The following is a 15,470-nucleotide window of genomic DNA, read 5'->3' on the forward strand; positions in this document are numbered from 1 at the left end:
CGGCCGCACAGGGGTCCGACGCGCTCCGCGACGGCGGAGTTCCGCTCAGACCTCGTCCAGCAGCTCCCACAGGCAACCGGCGAGCCGCTGGTTGTCCACCGGCGTGATCGTGCTCCAGTTCCGCCTGTCCGTGCTGGGCCGCAGCTGGTGCAGGTAGCGACCGGACGGGGTGTCGTGGAACGACACCACGCGACCGGCGCGCTTGCGGGCGCGCTCCGCGCCGAACTGCCCGCGCGTGGTCATGCCGTCGCACATCGCGGCCAGCTCCTGCGCCTCGCTGAGCGGGATGCCGCGCCGCTCCAGCGAGAGCACCAGCTTCTCCGCGTCGAGCCCTGCCTCCTTCGACGCCGCGCGCAGCGTCTCGTGCGGCACGCTCGTCGACCGGCCCCGCCCCGCCTGCGCGTCACCGGCCACCGAGACCGCGGCGTCGGCGAGCGCAGTGGCGCGGGACTCGATCAACCACACCTCACCGCGGTCCACCACGGCGAGCAGCCCGGCCTCTCCCGCGCCCGCCGCCAGGCCGGTGATCTTGCGGTCGGTCCAGATCCACACGTCGAAGGAGAACTGCGGGTTGGCGAGCAGCGCGAAGGCGTCCGCGAGTTCGGGCACCACGCGTCCCCGCTCGGCCAGCTCGCGGGCCTCCAGCGACTCCCAGGCGCCCGCGACCAGACGAGCGCGCTCCGTGTGGGTCGTGCCGGGGCTGGGCACGTCGAGGGCGACGTTGCGCCCCTGGAGACGCTCCGCCTCCCACGCGACGTCGAACTCCAGCGCCGACAGCACGACCGTGCCGGGAGGCGTCAACGGACCGGGTCGTCCTTCTGCCGCGGGCCGTCCTCGTCGCCGATGACGGACTGCACGACCAGACGCTCGTCCCCGAAGACCTCGTCGGACTCCACGCCGTACTTGCGCACGTGCTCCTCGTCCTCCTCGCCGGGAGCGCCACGACCGGACGCGGCGGGCTGCATCACGCCGCTCGCCCCGGCTCCGGCGCGGCCAGCGCCGCCCTTGGCTCCGGGTCCCGTGCGCTGAGCGTTCTCCTCGCCCACGACACCGGTCACCGCGGCACCGGCCTTGGCGGCCGTACCCGTTCCCGTGCCCGTTCCCGTGCTGGCGGGCGCCTTCCCCGCGGGAGCGGCACCGCCGCCACCGGCAGCGGCACCGCCACCACCGGCGCCACCCCGCACGATCCGAGCACCGCGCGCCGTCGCGGCGGCGGCACCGAGCCCCAGCGCGCCGGCACCGGCGAGCCCCAGCCCGAGCGGCAGGTTCGACCCGCCGCCCTTCGGCAGCATCGAGGCGGCCGGGGGCAGCGCGGAGGTGGTGGGGGACAACGGGTTGACGCCCGTGGAGTTGCCGGGAGGAATCGGCAGGCCGGTGTTGTTGCCACCGCCGGGCAGGTTGCCGCCGCCGAGGCCGTTGCCGCCACCGGGAACGTTGCCGAGGCCGTTGCCGCCACCGGGAACGTTGACCCCGCTGAAGCCGCCGCCACCGGGAAGTCCGGTGAACGTCCCGCCGCCGGACAGCGAGTTCGCCCCGCCGGGCACCGACACCGCGCTGGGCGAGGTCACCGAGGCGGAGGAGATCGAGGTGGTGGAGGAGGCGGCCGTGACGTCGAAGGTGGGCGGCTTGCCGGGAACCTCGAAGTCGTTGATGGCGTCGCGGCTGTTCTGCGCGTAGCCGTTGAGCCCGTCGATCGTCTGCTGACGAGCGGCGTTGGTCTCCTTGACCTCGGCGGCGTGATCGGTCTCCACGCCGAAGAAGTCGGCGAAGTCGTCGATGGTGGACGTCTCCGACGGACCCCGCAGAGTCTGCGACGGCGGCATCCCGTTCTTGGCCTGGCTGTGCGAGTTGCTCTGCATCATCGTGGCCTGAGCGTTCTGCTTGCTGCTGGCCTGCGTCTCGTCGGCGTAGTCGGCCGACACGGTGACGGACTTGCCCGCGTTGTCACCGGCGTTGCCCTGCCAGGCGATGCCCAGCTTCCCGAGTTCGTCGCGCAGGGCCTGGTCGACCTGGGTCAGGCTCTTGGCGAGCGTGCGCAGGGCGTGCGACGCCTCGCCGAACTTCTGCGCGGCGTCGCTGGTGTCGAACTTCTGCACCAGTTGAGCCAGCGACGGGTTGTCGTACCCCTCGAACCGGAAGTCCTTGATGTCAACGAATCCGGACATCGTTCCCCCTCACCGCAACGTCTTCAGGGTTTCCAGCGCCATCTCGGCGGCGGTCTTGGCCTTGGCGCACACGCCGTCCTGCCCCGGCGCGTCCTCGCTACCGATCACCAAGTGCTCGACGAAGAGGTGCTGACCGTCGGCGACGTCAATGGCGTACGAGCACTCGTCCTCGGCGCCCAGGAGCGTCACCTCAGCAGCACTGTAACCGTCGATCTCGGTCGGTGTGGCCTTGAAGTTCCCGTGGGCGTCGAGCCAGTAGTCGACTCCCCTTGTCAATACCGGGGAGATTCCGTAGGTGTTCGAGGAATCGGTGCTGAGGTAGGTGCAGTTCGGGACGTCCCCGGTATCGACGACATCACTTGCACCAGGTGTCGGCTCAGCGATGACGAGTTGATCCATCTGTTGGGGCGTGAACAGCGCGCAGGGATCGACACCGTCCAGTTTCACTTCATCTGGCCTGGGCATCTTCGTCGAGGAACCAGTGGTGCTCGGCTGGTCTGCGGCAACCGAGGACGGACCGGCTTGACCGTCCTCGGTTGTGGTGCACCCCGCCAGAAGGACACCTGCCAACGCGCATACGACCAGTGATCGAAGCGTCTGCTCAGCCACTGTTCTGCTTTCCGAAGAACTGCGAGATCTCCTCGTCGGTGTATCCGTACGTCTTCGCGGCCGCTCGCAATTGCTCGGCCAGACCGTCCAGGCTGTCGACGTACTCGCCGACCCTCGCGTTGTAGGAGTTGTCGGCCGTGACGAGACGTGAGTTCCACGCCTCGGCTACGGATGCGTTCACCTCGTCCGCGTTCCGGAGATCGATCCGCAGATCGCGACGGGCGTCGGATGCCGCCAAGCGCAGCTTGTCCGCCTGATCGCTGACGATCCTGCCCGCCTGGAGGACCGTCTCCTTGTCGACCTCGAACTTCTGGGCCGACCCCACGCTCGACCCGAGGTCGGAGAGGGCCTTCTCCGCTGTCGCGATCATGCCGACGGCCATGCCCACCGCGCCGCCGATACCGGCTCCGGCGGCGGCGAGGGCGTCGAAGCCGCCACCGACAGCCGCGTGTTCCTCTGCCACGACGTTCAACCCCCGTACGGTCGGTAACAGGACGGTCCCGCTTCGCAGGCTACCAACGGGCCCGTGGTGCTGGCCCGTGCTTGGACGAAGAGGGGGCCGTCCCGGTTCCGGCCGTTCGGGTGCCGGGTCAGTTCGCCGACGGGGCCGCCACCTCGCCCGCCGCCGCGCGCAGGGCGATGTCGGTGCGGTGGTGGGAGCCGGTCAGGTGGACGGTCGACACCCGCTCGTAGGCCGCCTCGCGGGCCGCGGCCAGGTCGGCGCCCGTGCCGACGACCGACAGGACGCGACCGCCGGTGGAGACCACGGCGCCGTCCTCGCGGCGGCGGGTGGCGGCGTGCAGGACGCCCTCGGCCTCGGTGCCGGTGATCACGTCTCCGGTGCGGGGACGGCCGGGGTAGCCCTCAGCGGCGATCACGACGGTGACGGCGTAGCCGTCCTCCCACTCCAGGGGCGGGTGCTCGGCGAGGCGGCCGGTGGCGACGGCCAGCAGGAGACCGGCCAGCGGCGTGCGCAGCAGCGTCAGGACCGACTGGGTCTCCGGGTCGCCGAAGCGGCAGTTGAACTCGATGACCTCCGGTCCGTCGGAGGTCAGTGCCAGGCCCGCGTAGAGCAGGCCGGTGAACGGGGTGCCGCGCGCGGCCAGCTCGTCCACGACGGGCTGGACGCAGCGGGTCACGATGTCGTCGACCAGGTCGTCGGCCGCCCAGGGCAGCGGCGAGTAGGCGCCCATGCCGCCGGTGTTGGGGCCGTTGTCGCCGTCGCCGACGCGCTTGAAGTCCTGCGCGGGCAGCAGCGGCACGACGGTGGTGCCGTCGGTGAGGCAGAACAGCGACACCTCCGGACCGTCGAGGAACGACTCCAGCAGCACGGGGTGGCCGCCGTCGAGCAGGGTCATGGCGTGGGCGCGGGCCGTGGCGGAGTCGCGGGTCACGACGACGCCCTTGCCCGCGGCGAGCCCGTCGTCCTTGACCACCCAGGTGGGGCCGAAGCGGGCCAGCGCCGCGTCGAGACGCGCCGGGTTGTCGACGATCTCGCTGTGGGCGGTGGGCACGCCCGCGCTGTTCATGACGTCCTTGGCGAACGCCTTGGAGCCCTCGATGCAGGCGGCCTGCTTGGACGGGCCGAAGCAGGGGATGCCCGCGGCGCGGACGGCGTCGGCCGCTCCGGCGACGAGGGGCTGTTCGGGGCCGACGACCACCAGGTCGGCCTTCCACTCCTGCGCGAGCGCCGCGACGGCGGCGGCGTCCGCCACGTCGACCCCGGCGATCTCCGCGTGGCCCGCGACGCCGGCGTTGCCGGGAGCACAGGCCAGGGCGGTCACCGCGGGGTCACGCGACAGAGCGAGGACAAGGGCATGTTCACGGGCACCAGACCCGATCACCAGGACGCGCACGGTGGGCCAGAGTAGTTGACTCGGCCGGACGGGTGCGCGTCCCCCGCGTCATCCCCCCAGCGCGAGCTGCGCGCCGGGGTGCGGTTCGACGGGCGCGGTGTCCCCGGCCACCGGTCCGGCGACGTCGGGTCTCCCGTCGGGGGACGGCGGTCCGCCGCGCTCGGTCGAACTGGCCACGACCACCCCGGTGTGGATCTGCGCCGCGGCACCGCACGCCGCTCGTGACCCCGGTCACCGTCACAAGGGCGACCGGTCGCACCGTTCGTTCACCGTGACGTGTTCGCGGTGTCGCCCTACGGTGGCGCAGTTGTCGCGGTGCGCAACGAGTGTTGCCGCCGTCGGTTTCCACGAGGAGGTCAACGATGTTGCGCAGGACCCTCGGCGGTGTGGCGCTGTCCGCACTCGCACTGGTCGGTGTCGCCGTGCTGCCCTCAGCAGCGGCGGAACCAGCGGCGGACCGCGGCGGGCACGCGGCGACCGCGCCCCTCGTGTTCGGCCACCGCGGCGCGTCGGGCTACCGGCCCGAGCACACCCTGGCCGCCTACGAGCTCGCCGCCCGGATGGGCGCCGACTACGTCGAGCCCGACCTGGTGCCCACGAAGGACGGTCAGCTCGTCGCGCGGCACGAGAACGAGATCGGCGGCACGACGGACGTGGCGGACCGCCCGGAGTTCGCGTCCCGCAAGACCACGAAGGTCGTCGACGGCGTGTCGCTGACCGGCTGGTTCACCGAGGACTTCACCCTCGCCGAGCTCAAGACGCTGCGCGCGGAGGAGCGCATCCCGCAGATCCGCCCGCGCAACACCCTCTACGACGGCCGCTACGAGGTCCCGACCTTCCAGGAGGTCGTGGACCTGAGCAAGCGCCTGTCGCGGGAGCTGCGCCGCGAGATCGGCGTCGCGCCGGAGACCAAGCACCCCACGTACTTCCGGGGGATCGGGCTCGCGCTGGAGCCGAAGCTCGTGGACGCGCTGAAGCGCAACGGCCTCGACCGCGCGAACGCGAAGGTCGTCGTGCAGTCGTTCGAGGTGACGAACCTCAAGCAGCTCGACCGCGACCTGAAGGTGCAGCTCGTGCAGCTCCTCGGATCGAGCGGCGCTCCCCACGACCTCGTGGTCGCCGGTGACCCGCGGACCTACGCGGACCTGGCGAAGCCCGCCGGGCTGCGGGAGATCGCCCGCTACGCGGACGTGATCGGCCCGGACAAGAGCCTGGTGATCCCGCGCGACGCGGCCGGTTTCCTGACCGGGCCGACGACGCTGGTGCGCGACGCGCACGCCGTGCGGCTGCTGGTCGTGCCCTACACCTTCCGCAACGAGAACAGCTTCCTGCCCGCCGACTTCCGCTCCTCGGCCGACCCGGCGCAGTACGGCCAGGCGTTCGGCGAGTACCAGGAGTTCTTCGCGACGGGCATCGACGGACTGTTCAGCGACAACCCGGACACCGCGGTCGAGGCCCGTGCGGCCCTGCGGGCCGGAGCGGCCTGACCTCGCGAGCCGAGGTCTTCCGAGCGGGGGGCGCGACCGCAGCGGCGGCCGCGCCCCCCGACGCACGTCGGGTGGTCAGCCGAGCATCTCGTGCCGGACGATCGTCTGCTCCCGGCCGGGACCGACGCCGATCGCGGACATCCTGGCGCCGGAGATCGACTCCAGGTGCTCCACGTAGGCGCGGGCGTTCGCGGGCAGCTCCTCGAACGTGCGGCAGTGGCTGATGTCCTCGAACCAGCCCGGCAGCTCCTCGTACACCGGCACGGCGTGGTGCACGTCGGTCTGCGTCATCGGCATCTCGTCGACGCGCTGGCCGTCCACCTCGTAGGCCACGCACACCGGCACCTTCTCCAGGCCGGACAGCACGTCCAGCTTGGTGAGGAAGAAGTCGGTGATGCCGTTGACGCGGGCGGCGTAGCGGGCGATGACGGCGTCGAACCAGCCGGTGCGGCGCGAGCGGCCCGTGGTGACGCCGAACTCGCCGCCGGTCTTGCGCAGACGCTCGCCCATGTCGTCGTCCAGCTCCGTGGGGAACGGGCCGGAGCCGACGCGGGTCGTGTACGCCTTGAGGATGCCGATCACCGTGGTGATGCGGGTCGGCCCGATGCCGGAGCCGGAGGTGGCGCCGCCCGCGGTCGGGTTGGACGACGTGACGAACGGGTAGGTGCCGTGGTCGACGTCGAGCAGCGTGCCCTGCGAGCCCTCCAGCAGCACGGTCTCGCCGCGCTCCAGCGCCTGGTTCAGCAGCAGGCGGGTGTCCGCGATGCGGCTCGCGAACCTGCTGCCGTGCTCCAGCACGGTGTCCACGACCTGCTCGGCGTCGAGCGCCTTGCGGTTGTAGACCTTCACGAGGACCTGGTTCTTGAAGTCCAGGGCGGCCTCGACCTTCTGCCGGAGGATCTTCTCGTCCAGCAGGTCCTGCGCGCGGACGCCCACGCGAGCGATCTTGTCCTGGTAGCACGGGCCGATGCCGCGACCGGTGGTGCCGATCTTGGCCTTGCCCAGGTACCGCTCGGTGACCTTGTCGATGGCCACGTGGTACGGCATGATCAAGTGCGCGTCCGCGGAGATGAGCAGGCGGCTGGTGTCGACGCCGCGCCCCTCCAGGCCCGCGAGCTCGTCGAGCAGGACACCGGGGTCGACCACGACACCGTTGCCGATCACGTTGGTCACGCCGGGCGTGAGGATGCCCGACGGGATGAGGTGCAGCGCGAAGTCCTGGCCGTCGGGAAGCACCACGGTGTGACCCGCGTTGTTGCCCCCCTGGTAGCGGACGACCCACTGGACGCGCTCACCGAGGAGGTCGGTGGCCTTGCCCTTGCCCTCGTCGCCCCACTGGGCGCCGATCAGCACGACTGCCGGCATGTGAATACTCCAAGACGGTGTTGACGGGTAAGAGCAAATGCCGGTGCACGAGGGTAGACCAGGAGCGAGCGGTGCGCGGAATCGTGCTGGCCTGCGGAAACGCGGGACACGACGTTGAGTCGCGAGTCATTGCACAGCGTGACGAGTTTGGGGTTCGGCACGTCGCAGAACGTCCGGGGAAGGCCGAGGTGGACCCCGTGCTGGACGAACTGGGTGACCAGCGTCTCGTCGTGGTGGGGACCGACGCGGACCTCGCGGCCGTCGCGCTGCGCCTGCTGCGCACCGAGCGCGTCGCGGACGTGCCGGTCGCGTACGTGCCGGTGTCGGGCCGCTCCGAGGTGGCGTCGCTGTGGCGGCTGCCCACCGATCCGCGTCGCGCGGTCGACCTGGCGCTGACCGGCGAGCCGGACCGGGTGCCGCTGATCCGCGACGACGTGGGCGGCGTGCTCGTGGGCCTCGGGACGATGGGCCCGGTGCGCGGGGTGGCCTACTGCGACGACGAGAACGTGCTGCGCGGACAGGCCACCCGGATCGAGGTGCGGCCGGACCCCGAGGGCGGTCCGGGGCTCGTGGTGCGGGTGGTGAACCGGCGGCTGATCGGCACGCGGGCGGAGGAGACCGCCGGGCGCGCGTTCCAGATCGGCCTGCTGCCCGCGTCGGTGGTCTCCGACGGGGTGGCGCACCCGCGCCCGATGACGAAGTGGACCTACTACCGGCACACCGAGGACCTCCGGCTCGTGCGCGGTCTCGCCGGGGGGCGGTGATCGCCAACCGTCGGAGTGTCACCCGCAGGTGTTGCCATCGCGGTCCGACCGCAGGACTCTCGTCGTGAGGACTTCCCACCAGGAAGGATCGAGACGATGTCACGAGTCGACGAAGCGCGTACCGCCGCGTTGTCCCTGCTGACGTCCACCGCCCTGGTTCTCGGCCTCGCGTCCCCCGCGGCCGCGACCCCGCCGGGCATCCCCGACGCCGCCACCGCCAGGACGGAGCTGGCCGCGCTGACCGTGCGGGCCGACGGCTCGATGACCGGCTACTCCCGCGACCTGTTCCCGCACTGGATCACCCAGTCGGGGACCTGCAACACCCGCGAGACGGTCCTCGAGCGCGACGGCACCGGCGTCGTGACCGACTCCAGCTGCGCCGCCACCTCCGGGCGCTGGTTCAGCCCCTACGACGGCGCGACGTGGACGGCGGCCTCCGACGTGGACGTCGACCACGTCGTGGCCCTGGCGGCCGCCTGGCGCTCCGGAGCGTCGAGCTGGACCACCGCGCAGCGGCGGTCGTTCGCCAACGACCTGTCCGGCCCGCAGCTGATCGCGGTCACCGACGACGTCAACCAGGCCAAGGGCGACCAGACACCGGCCACCTGGAAACCGCCGCTGACCTCGTACTGGTGCACCTACGCCACGATGTGGACGCGCACGAAGCACACGTGGGCCCTTAGTGTGAACGTGGCGGAGAAGAGCGCGCTCCAGGAGATGCTCGGAAGGTGCTGATGGCTGAGTACTCGTCCCCACTCGTGGCCGGTCCGGGCGGGCTGATGACCGACGAGGTCGGGGTGATCACCGGTGAACTGGAACTGCGCAGCACGCGCGACGACAGCGGTGCGGTGACCGTCTCCGTGCGCTACGCGGGCGCGGACGAGTGGTACGGCCTCACGGGCGCGTCGACGGCGCTGGCCGACCCCGCCGACCTGGAGCCGCTGCACGAGCTCCTGGTCGCGGTGCTGAACCGGCCCGAGGGCTGATCCCCCGGCGGTCGCGGCCGGAGCCGCCGGTCACCCGCGTTCGGCCAGCGGCGGCAGGACGTCGGCGGCCTCGGCGCGGGTCAGGCCGGTGGCCTGGAGCAGGTCGACGGCGATCGAGCGGACCTGGGCCAGCACGACCCTCGTGGAGAACCCGTCACCGGCGAGCCGGTGCGTCGTGGCCTGCGCGGCCTCGCTGATCGCGGTCCTGGTCAGCCTCGGCTCCTCGCCGCGGGACAGCTCGGCCTGGAGGGTCTCCACGGCGTCGGCGTAGCTGCGCAGCACGTCGGGCAGCGCGTCGGGCTCCCGCTCCCCCGCCCGCAGCGCCGCGACGGCACGCCGGGCGAGCACCCTGGTGTTGCGCAGCGCGTAGTCCACCGGGGTGGCGACGGCCTCGTAGCGGTCCAGCTCGCCGCGCCTGCGCCAGCGGATCGGGGCGATCGTCGCGATCTCCCCACCGGTCTTGAGCGCCGCCTTGAACTCGTCGACGGCGCTCTGGCTGGTGCGCAGCCGCGACAGCACGCTCGTGGCCCGCACGACGTCCTCCTCCTCCACGGCCGTCGCCACGCCGCGCAGCGCGGCGGACAGCTCGCCGAGCACGACCTTCGCCTGCCGGTGCGCCACGGTCAGCGGGTTCGCGGGCAGCAGCGCGGTCACCGCGAGTCCCACGAGGCCGCCGATCAGCGCGTCGACCATGCGGTCGAGGCCGCCGCCCGCGCTGGGCGGCAGCAGCGTCGCGACCAGCACGGCCGACGAGGCCGACTGCAGCGCGATCACCGCGCCGCCGTCGAGCAGCACCGCCGCGGACATCGCGAGCGCGACGACGAGGGCGATCTGCCAGGGGCCGGAGCCGATCTGGGCGATCAGCACGTCGCCCACGCCCACCCCGACCGACACGCCGACCACCAGCTCGGCGACCCGCCGCGGCCGCTGCCCGAGCGACACGCCCAGGCAGACGACCGCGGCGATGGGCGCGAAGAAGGGGTGCTCGTGCCCCACCGGCCCGGTGGCGACGAACCAGGCGAGCCCGGCGGCCACCGCGGACTGCACGATGGGCAGCGCCGTGCTCTGCCAGCGCCGCAGCCGGCGTCCCAGTTCGTCCCGGAGAGCGCGCACGGACTAGTTCAGGCCCAGCGCGGCGAGCGCCCCGGGGTCGCTGTCGGCGAGGAACTTCCGGCAGCGCTCGTGCTCGTCGCTCTCACCGATCTCGTCGGCGGCGCGGGCGAGCGTGGCGAGGGCGCGCAGGAAGCCCTGGTTGGGGCGGTGCGCCCACGGCACGGGGCCGAAGCCCTTCCAGCCCGCCCTGCGGAGCTGGTCGAGGCCGCGGTGGTAGCCGGTGCGGGCGTAGGCGTACGCGGCGACGGGGTCGCCCGCGTGCAGCGCGCGCTCGGCGAGCAGCGCCCACGCCTCGCTGAAGTCCGGGTAGGCGCGGACGATCTTGCCGGGGTCGGTGCCGCCGTCCGCGGCAGCCTGCGCCTCCGGCCGCTCCGGGAGGTGGGTCGGCTCGGGGCCGAGCAGGTTCTCGTTCAGCGTCATGGTGGTCATCGTGCCCCAAGCGACGGGCTCAGCTCAGGAACACCCCGGCGACGGTCGCGACGGCGGCCAGCACCATCGCCGTCACCACGATCCCCGCGACGAGCCTCGTGCCCATCGGACTCCCTCCGCTCTCAGCGATCTCTCAGCCTTCCCGCGTCCGTCGCACCCTCGCGGCAACCGGCTGCCGCGGGCAACAAAACCCACCCCTTCGAGGGAACACCCGGCCGAACGAGCAGGTCGTGGGACTCCCCTAGGGGACGATCCGGTGAAGATCAGGGCGTCCAGCCCTTCCCGATGTTCCACCAGGGAAGCATCATGGGCGGGTGAACACGGGGGCGAAGGTCCGAATAGCGAACTTCCGCGACGCGTACTGGGAGCGGGGCGAGCCGGGGCGGGAGACCCCGGCGGTGCTCGTCCGCCAGCTCTACGCGCTGTGGCTGGTCGCGCTGGCGCTCAAACTGCTGGGCTCGTCCTGGGACGTGGCGTGGCACTTCAAGTGGTTGCGCGACGAGCTCGCGCCACCGCACCTGCTGAACACGGTGGGGACGGTGATCGCCGTGGCTCTGGTGATCTTCCACACCTTCACCGGCTACGGCGCGGACAAGCAGGCGCTGCGGCTGATGCAGGTGGGAACCGGCATCTTCCTGGTGGCGCTGCCCATCGACCTGATCAACCACCGGATCAACGGTCTGGACATCACGTCCTGGAGCGGGTCGCACGCGATCCTCTACCTGGGCACCGCGGTGATGCTCGCCGGAACGCTGGTCGGGTGGACGCGGCTGTACCCGCGGGGCCGGATGCGCCCGCTCGGGCTCGCGGCGCTGTGGTTCTTCTTCCTGGAGAACGTCTGGTTCCCGAACCAGCACCAGGAGTACGGGGTGCTGGAGATCGCCTCGTGGGACCGCGGCGAGCCGTTCGCCGAGCCGAGCCTGATCCAGTTCGCCGCCGACCAGATCGGCCGCCCGGTGGACCGCCTGTCGGTCGTGCAGTTCTCGCTGCCGATCGCCGACTGGGTGTACCCGGTGTGGGGTCTGGTGGCCGGCGCGCTGGTCCTGGTGCTGGCCCGGCGCTCCCTCGGCAGTCGGTGGGCCGCCACGACGGTGGCCGGCGGGTACGTGGTCTACCGCTGCCTGATCTGGCCCCTGCTGGCCGGGATCGACTTCCCGACCTCGGCGGTGCCGCTGTTCCTCGTGCTCGCGGGGCTCTGCGTCGACCTGGCGCACACCGGCCGGGTGCCCGTGCCCGTGGCGGCGCTGCTCGGGTCGGCCGCGGTGACCGGCATCGGCTACGGCGGCATCTGGGTCCAGCAGGAGCTGCTGGCCGCGCCGCCGATCTCCTACTCCTCGGCGGCGGCGACGTTCCTGGTGCTCGTCGTGACGTGGACGGGCGGCGACCTGGCGGTGCGCCGCTGGGCGCAGCAGCGGCGGCACGAGCCGGACACCCGGCCCGCGACCGCCTGACCGGTCCGTCTCGCCGAAGGGGCCCCGCGGACGTCGTCCGCGGGGCCCCTTCGTCTCGGGACTCCGGTCAGCCGGCGATCATGCGGCCGGAGGACCGCAGGTGCTCGCACGCGGAGGCGACCCTGGCCGCCATGCTCTGCTCGGCGGCCTTCAGGTAGCTGCGCGGGTCGTAGACCTTCTTGTTGCCGACCTCGCCGTCGACCTTCAGCACGCCGTCGAAGTTCGCGAACATGTGCCCGGCGATCGGCCGGGTGAACGCGTACTGCGTGTCGGTGTCGACGTTCATCTTGACGACGCCGTAGGACACCGCCTCCTGGATCTCCTCCAGCAGCGAGCCGGAACCGCCGTGGAACACCAGGTCGAGCGGCTTGGACCCGGCGGCGAGGCCGAGCTTCTCCGCCACGGCGTCCTGGCCCTGCTTCAGGATCTCCGGGCGCAGCGTCACGTTGCCGGGCTTGTAGACGCCGTGCACGTTGCCGAAGGTCGCGGCCAGCAGGTACCGGCCGCGCTCCCCCGCCCCGAGCCGCGCCACGGTCTCCAGGAAGTCGCCCGTGGTGGTGTAGAGCTTCTCGTTGATCTCGTTGTCGACCCCGTCCTCCTCGCCGCCGACGACGCCGACCTCGATCTCCAGGACGATCCGCGCCTTGGCGGTGAGGTCGAGCAGGTCGGTCGCGATCTCCAGGTTCTCGTCCAGCGGCACGGCGGAGCCGTCCCACATGTGCGACTGGAACAGCGGGTTCTCCCCGCGGTCCACGCGCTCCTGGCTCACCGCGATCAGCGGGCGGACGTAGCCGTCGAGCTTGTCCTTCGGGCAGTGGTCGGTGTGCAGCGCGACGTTCACCGGGTACTTCTCGGCGACCACGTGCGCGAACTCGGCGAGTGCGACCGCTCCGGTGACCATGTCCTTGACCTTGGTGCCGGAGGCGAACTCCGCACCGCCGGTCGAGATCTGGACGATCCCGTCGCTCTCGGCCTCTGCGAACCCGCGCAGCGCCGCGTTGAGCGTCTCCGACGAGGTGACGTTGATCGCGGGGTAGGCGAACTCGTTCGCCTTCGCCCGGTCGAGCATCTCGGCGTAGACCTCGGGGGTTGCGATGGGCATCGGTCGTCCTCCTCAGGTGCCCCGGCCGTGTCATCGGCATCCTACGAGCCCCGAGGGCGTTCTGGTCGGTCGTGACACGAGCTGACGGTGACCGTTCCAGGCCCTCCGGCACCGCCGGGTGAATCCCCTGCGCCGCACGGACGATCACGGGGTGCGCCGCCGGTCGGGACGCGAGCGGCGGGACGAGCACTGTTGTTTAACTTGCCAGTAGCTTACTCGCGGTAAGTTGCGCTACCGTGCCCTGTGAGCGGGCGGTCCGCGTCCCACTTCCGAGGAGGTACGCCGTGAGCAACGTCGCCGGAGAGGTCGTGCTGATCACCGGAGCAGCCAGGGGCATCGGCGCCGACGCCGCGCGCCGGCTCGCCGCACGGGGGGCGAGGGTGGCCCTGGTGGGCCTGGAGGGCGACCTGCTGGAGCAGGTGGCCGCCGAGTGCGGGAACGGCGCGCGGGCGTGGGAGGCCGACGTCACCGACCGGGAGGCGCTCGACGCCGCGGTCGCCGGGGTGGTGGAGCACTTCGGCGGCATCGACGTGGTGATCGCCAACGCGGGCATCGCGGCCACCGGGTTCGTCAGGTCGATGGACCCCGCCGCGTTCGAGCGCGTCGTCGAGGTGAACCTGCTCGGCGTCTGGCGCACGGTGCGCGCCTGCCTGCCCCAGCTGGTCGCGACCCGCGGGCACGTCCTGACGGTGTCCTCGCTCGCCGCGGTCGTCCACATCCCCGGCAACGCCGCGTACTCGGCGTCCAAGGCGGGGGTGGAGGCGTTCGCGAACGCGCTGCGCGCCGAGGTCCGCCACCTCGGCGTGACCGTGGGCGTCGCGCACTTCTCCTGGATCGCCACCGACATGGTCAACAGCGCCGACGAGCACCCGGTGTTCGGGCCGATGCGCTCGGGGATGCCGGGGCTCGCGGGCAAGAAGTACCCCGTCGCGGCGGTGGGCGAAGCCCTCGTGCGCGGGGTGGAGCGGCGCTCGCGCGTCGTGCACGTGCCCGGCTGGATCGGACCGCTCAAGCTCGTCCGGTCGCTGCTGCCGCGCCTCGTGGAGAGGCAGGCGGCCAAGCAGGTGCCCGACGCCGACCGCGCGGTCGCCGCGGACATCGCCGCACGCGGGCTGGAGGAGTCCTCGCGCCCGGTGGGACCGGGCGGCGCCGCGGCCGTGAAGCGGTAGCGGCGTCGCCGGAGCGCTCCGTCGTCAGACCCAGGTGCCCAGCACGGTGGTCCATTCGCGCACGCGCTTCTGCACGATCGTCTCCGTCGGGACGTACGGATCGGCGTCGAGCAGCGCGGTCAGCTCGGCCTCGTCGGCCACCTCGAAGATCAGCAGACCGCCGGAGTCGTCGGCGAACGGGCCCGCCGCGAGCAGCGTCCCCCGCTCTGCCAGCGACGACAGGTACGCGCGGTGAGCCGGGCGAGCGGCCATCCGCCGTTCCCGGTTCCCGCCGTAGGAGTACTCGACCGCGAACCTGGCCATCTCCACCTCCGTGCAGTGCGCTGATGCGGTCACGAACCTACCTCCGCCCCGGTAACGTTCCCCTCGTGGTTGGCCAGGGGGAGAACACCGGCGGCGTGCCGAACAGGGTTCAGGACACGCTGACGAACCTGCGCGTCCAGGACGGCCCCGCACCAGCGCCCAGCGGGCCGCTCACCCTGGAGGACCTCTACCGGCAGCACCGGATGCGCCTGGTGCGCCTCGCGCTGCTGCTGGTCGACGAGCCCGCCACCGCCGAGGACGTCGTGCAGGAGGCGTTCACCGGCCTGCACCGCAACTGGGGCAACCTGCGCGACGCGCAGGCCGCGCTGGGCTACCTGCGCACCGCCGTCGTGAACGGCTCCCGCAGCGTGCTGCGCCGCCGCAGGACCGCCCGCGACTACACCCCGCCGCACGCGGTGAACGCCCGCTCGGCGGAGAGCCTCGCGATGCTCACCGCGGAGCACCAGGCCGTCGTCGCCGCGCTGTCCCAGCTCCCCCCGCGCCAGCGCGAGGTGCTCGTGCTGCGCTACTACGGCGACCTGTCCGAGGCGGAGATCGCCGAGGCGACGGGCATCTCCAAGGGCACCGTGAAGTCCACGGCGAGCCGCGCGCTGGACGCGTTGCAGAAGCTCATGGCAGGGCGCTGACGACGGGTTATCCTTCTCCCCCGC

Annotated in this window: 18 protein-coding genes; 7 read left to right on the plus strand and 11 right to left on the minus strand. The window is 72.1% G+C overall.

Annotated features, from left to right (window positions below; genetic code table 11):
• Nucleotides 1-45 precede the first annotated feature (45 nt).
• The 6 genes from IMZ35_RS08410 to IMZ35_RS31330 all read right to left on the minus strand — a co-directional run bounded on the left by IMZ35_RS08410 (nt 46) and on the right by IMZ35_RS31330 (nt 4,807).
• Complete coding sequence (locus IMZ35_RS08410) at nt 46-801, minus strand: ESX secretion-associated protein EspG (RefSeq protein ID WP_199440427.1); 756 nt, start codon at nt 799-801, stop codon at nt 46-48.
• A complete protein-coding gene (locus tag IMZ35_RS08415) occupies nt 798-2,165 on the minus strand; it encodes a PPE domain-containing protein (protein WP_199440428.1) in 1,368 nt (455 codons plus the stop codon). The genes IMZ35_RS08410 and IMZ35_RS08415 overlap by 4 nt, the downstream gene beginning before the upstream one ends.
• 9 nt (nt 2,166-2,174) lie before the next feature.
• Nucleotides 2,175-2,774, minus strand: coding sequence for a DUF3558 domain-containing protein (locus tag IMZ35_RS08420; protein ID WP_199440429.1), 600 nt, complete (start codon nt 2,772-2,774; stop codon nt 2,175-2,177).
• Nucleotides 2,767-3,237: a hypothetical protein gene (locus IMZ35_RS08425; RefSeq protein ID WP_199440430.1), complete on the minus strand. Its 471-nt coding sequence runs from the start codon at nt 3,235-3,237 to the stop codon at nt 2,767-2,769. The genes IMZ35_RS08420 and IMZ35_RS08425 overlap by 8 nt, the downstream gene beginning before the upstream one ends.
• A 127-nt stretch (nt 3,238-3,364) precedes the next feature.
• The gene (purD, locus tag IMZ35_RS08430) at nt 3,365-4,630 is read right to left on the minus strand and encodes a phosphoribosylamine--glycine ligase (RefSeq protein ID WP_199440431.1); all 1,266 of its coding nucleotides are present in this window, start codon (nt 4,628-4,630) and stop codon (nt 3,365-3,367) included.
• A 48-nt stretch (nt 4,631-4,678) separates the two neighbouring features.
• Nucleotides 4,679-4,807, minus strand: a complete 129-nt coding sequence (locus tag IMZ35_RS31330) for a hypothetical protein (protein WP_267877085.1) — start codon at nt 4,805-4,807, stop codon at nt 4,679-4,681.
• A gap of 185 nt (nt 4,808-4,992) precedes the next feature.
• On the opposite strand from IMZ35_RS31330, the gene IMZ35_RS08435 reads away from it, so the two are divergent.
• Nucleotides 4,993-6,117 carry a glycerophosphodiester phosphodiesterase gene (locus tag IMZ35_RS08435; protein ID WP_199440432.1) on the plus strand — a complete coding sequence of 375 codons (1,125 nt, stop codon included), beginning with the start codon at nt 4,993-4,995 and terminating at the stop codon, nt 6,115-6,117.
• 75 nt (nt 6,118-6,192) lie between these two features.
• Here IMZ35_RS08435 and IMZ35_RS08440 read toward each other — a convergent pair whose 3' ends face one another.
• A complete protein-coding gene (locus IMZ35_RS08440) occupies nt 6,193-7,482 on the minus strand; it encodes an adenylosuccinate synthase (protein ID WP_199440433.1) in 1,290 nt (429 codons plus the stop codon).
• 71 nt (nt 7,483-7,553) lie between these two features.
• Between IMZ35_RS08440 and IMZ35_RS08445 the strand changes: the two genes are divergently transcribed.
• From IMZ35_RS08445 to IMZ35_RS08455, 3 genes are all read left to right on the plus strand, one after another.
• Nucleotides 7,554-8,246 carry a hypothetical protein gene (locus IMZ35_RS08445; protein ID WP_199440434.1) on the plus strand — a complete coding sequence of 231 codons (693 nt, stop codon included), beginning with the start codon at nt 7,554-7,556 and terminating at the stop codon, nt 8,244-8,246.
• Between the two features lie 96 nt (nt 8,247-8,342).
• The gene (locus IMZ35_RS08450; RefSeq protein WP_199440435.1) at nt 8,343-8,981 is read left to right on the plus strand and encodes an HNH endonuclease family protein; all 639 of its coding nucleotides are present in this window, start codon (nt 8,343-8,345) and stop codon (nt 8,979-8,981) included.
• Complete coding sequence (locus IMZ35_RS08455) at nt 8,981-9,232, plus strand: hypothetical protein (RefSeq protein WP_199440436.1); 252 nt, start codon at nt 8,981-8,983, stop codon at nt 9,230-9,232. Before IMZ35_RS08450 ends, IMZ35_RS08455 begins: the two co-directional genes overlap by 1 nt.
• 30 nt (nt 9,233-9,262) lie before the next feature.
• Here the strand turns inward: IMZ35_RS08455 and IMZ35_RS08460 are convergent, their stop codons facing one another.
• Nucleotides 9,263-10,345 (minus strand): FUSC family protein, encoded by a 1,083-nt coding sequence (locus tag IMZ35_RS08460; protein ID WP_199440437.1) that lies wholly within the window; start codon nt 10,343-10,345, stop codon nt 9,263-9,265.
• 3 nt (nt 10,346-10,348) lie between these two features.
• A complete protein-coding gene (locus IMZ35_RS08465) occupies nt 10,349-10,765 on the minus strand; it encodes a DUF3151 domain-containing protein (protein ID WP_199440438.1) in 417 nt (138 codons plus the stop codon).
• A gap of 323 nt (nt 10,766-11,088) precedes the next feature.
• Between IMZ35_RS08465 and IMZ35_RS08470 the strand changes: the two genes are divergently transcribed.
• Nucleotides 11,089-12,225 (plus strand): hypothetical protein, encoded by a 1,137-nt coding sequence (locus IMZ35_RS08470; RefSeq protein WP_199440439.1) that lies wholly within the window; start codon nt 11,089-11,091, stop codon nt 12,223-12,225.
• A gap of 67 nt (nt 12,226-12,292) precedes the next feature.
• Here the strand turns inward: IMZ35_RS08470 and fbaA are convergent, their stop codons facing one another.
• Entirely contained in the window at nt 12,293-13,327 is a 1,035-nt protein-coding gene (fbaA, locus tag IMZ35_RS08475) for a class II fructose-bisphosphate aldolase (RefSeq protein ID WP_199440440.1), read from the minus strand.
• 284 nt (nt 13,328-13,611) lie between these two features.
• Between fbaA and IMZ35_RS08480 the strand changes: the two genes are divergently transcribed.
• Nucleotides 13,612-14,496, plus strand: a complete 885-nt coding sequence (locus IMZ35_RS08480) for an SDR family oxidoreductase (protein WP_199440441.1) — start codon at nt 13,612-13,614, stop codon at nt 14,494-14,496.
• 24 nt (nt 14,497-14,520) lie between these two features.
• Here the strand turns inward: IMZ35_RS08480 and IMZ35_RS08485 are convergent, their stop codons facing one another.
• Entirely contained in the window at nt 14,521-14,832 is a 312-nt protein-coding gene (locus IMZ35_RS08485) for a YciI family protein (protein WP_307867861.1), read from the minus strand.
• A 32-nt stretch (nt 14,833-14,864) separates the two neighbouring features.
• On the opposite strand from IMZ35_RS08485, the gene IMZ35_RS08490 reads away from it, so the two are divergent.
• Nucleotides 14,865-15,446, plus strand: a complete 582-nt coding sequence (locus IMZ35_RS08490) for a SigE family RNA polymerase sigma factor (RefSeq protein WP_199440442.1) — start codon at nt 14,865-14,867, stop codon at nt 15,444-15,446.
• Nucleotides 15,447-15,470 lie beyond the last annotated feature (24 nt).

This window comes from Umezawaea beigongshangensis (genome assembly GCF_016464305.1).
In the GTDB taxonomy this organism is placed as follows: Bacteria; Actinomycetota; Actinomycetes; order Mycobacteriales; family Pseudonocardiaceae; genus Umezawaea_A; species Umezawaea_A beigongshangensis.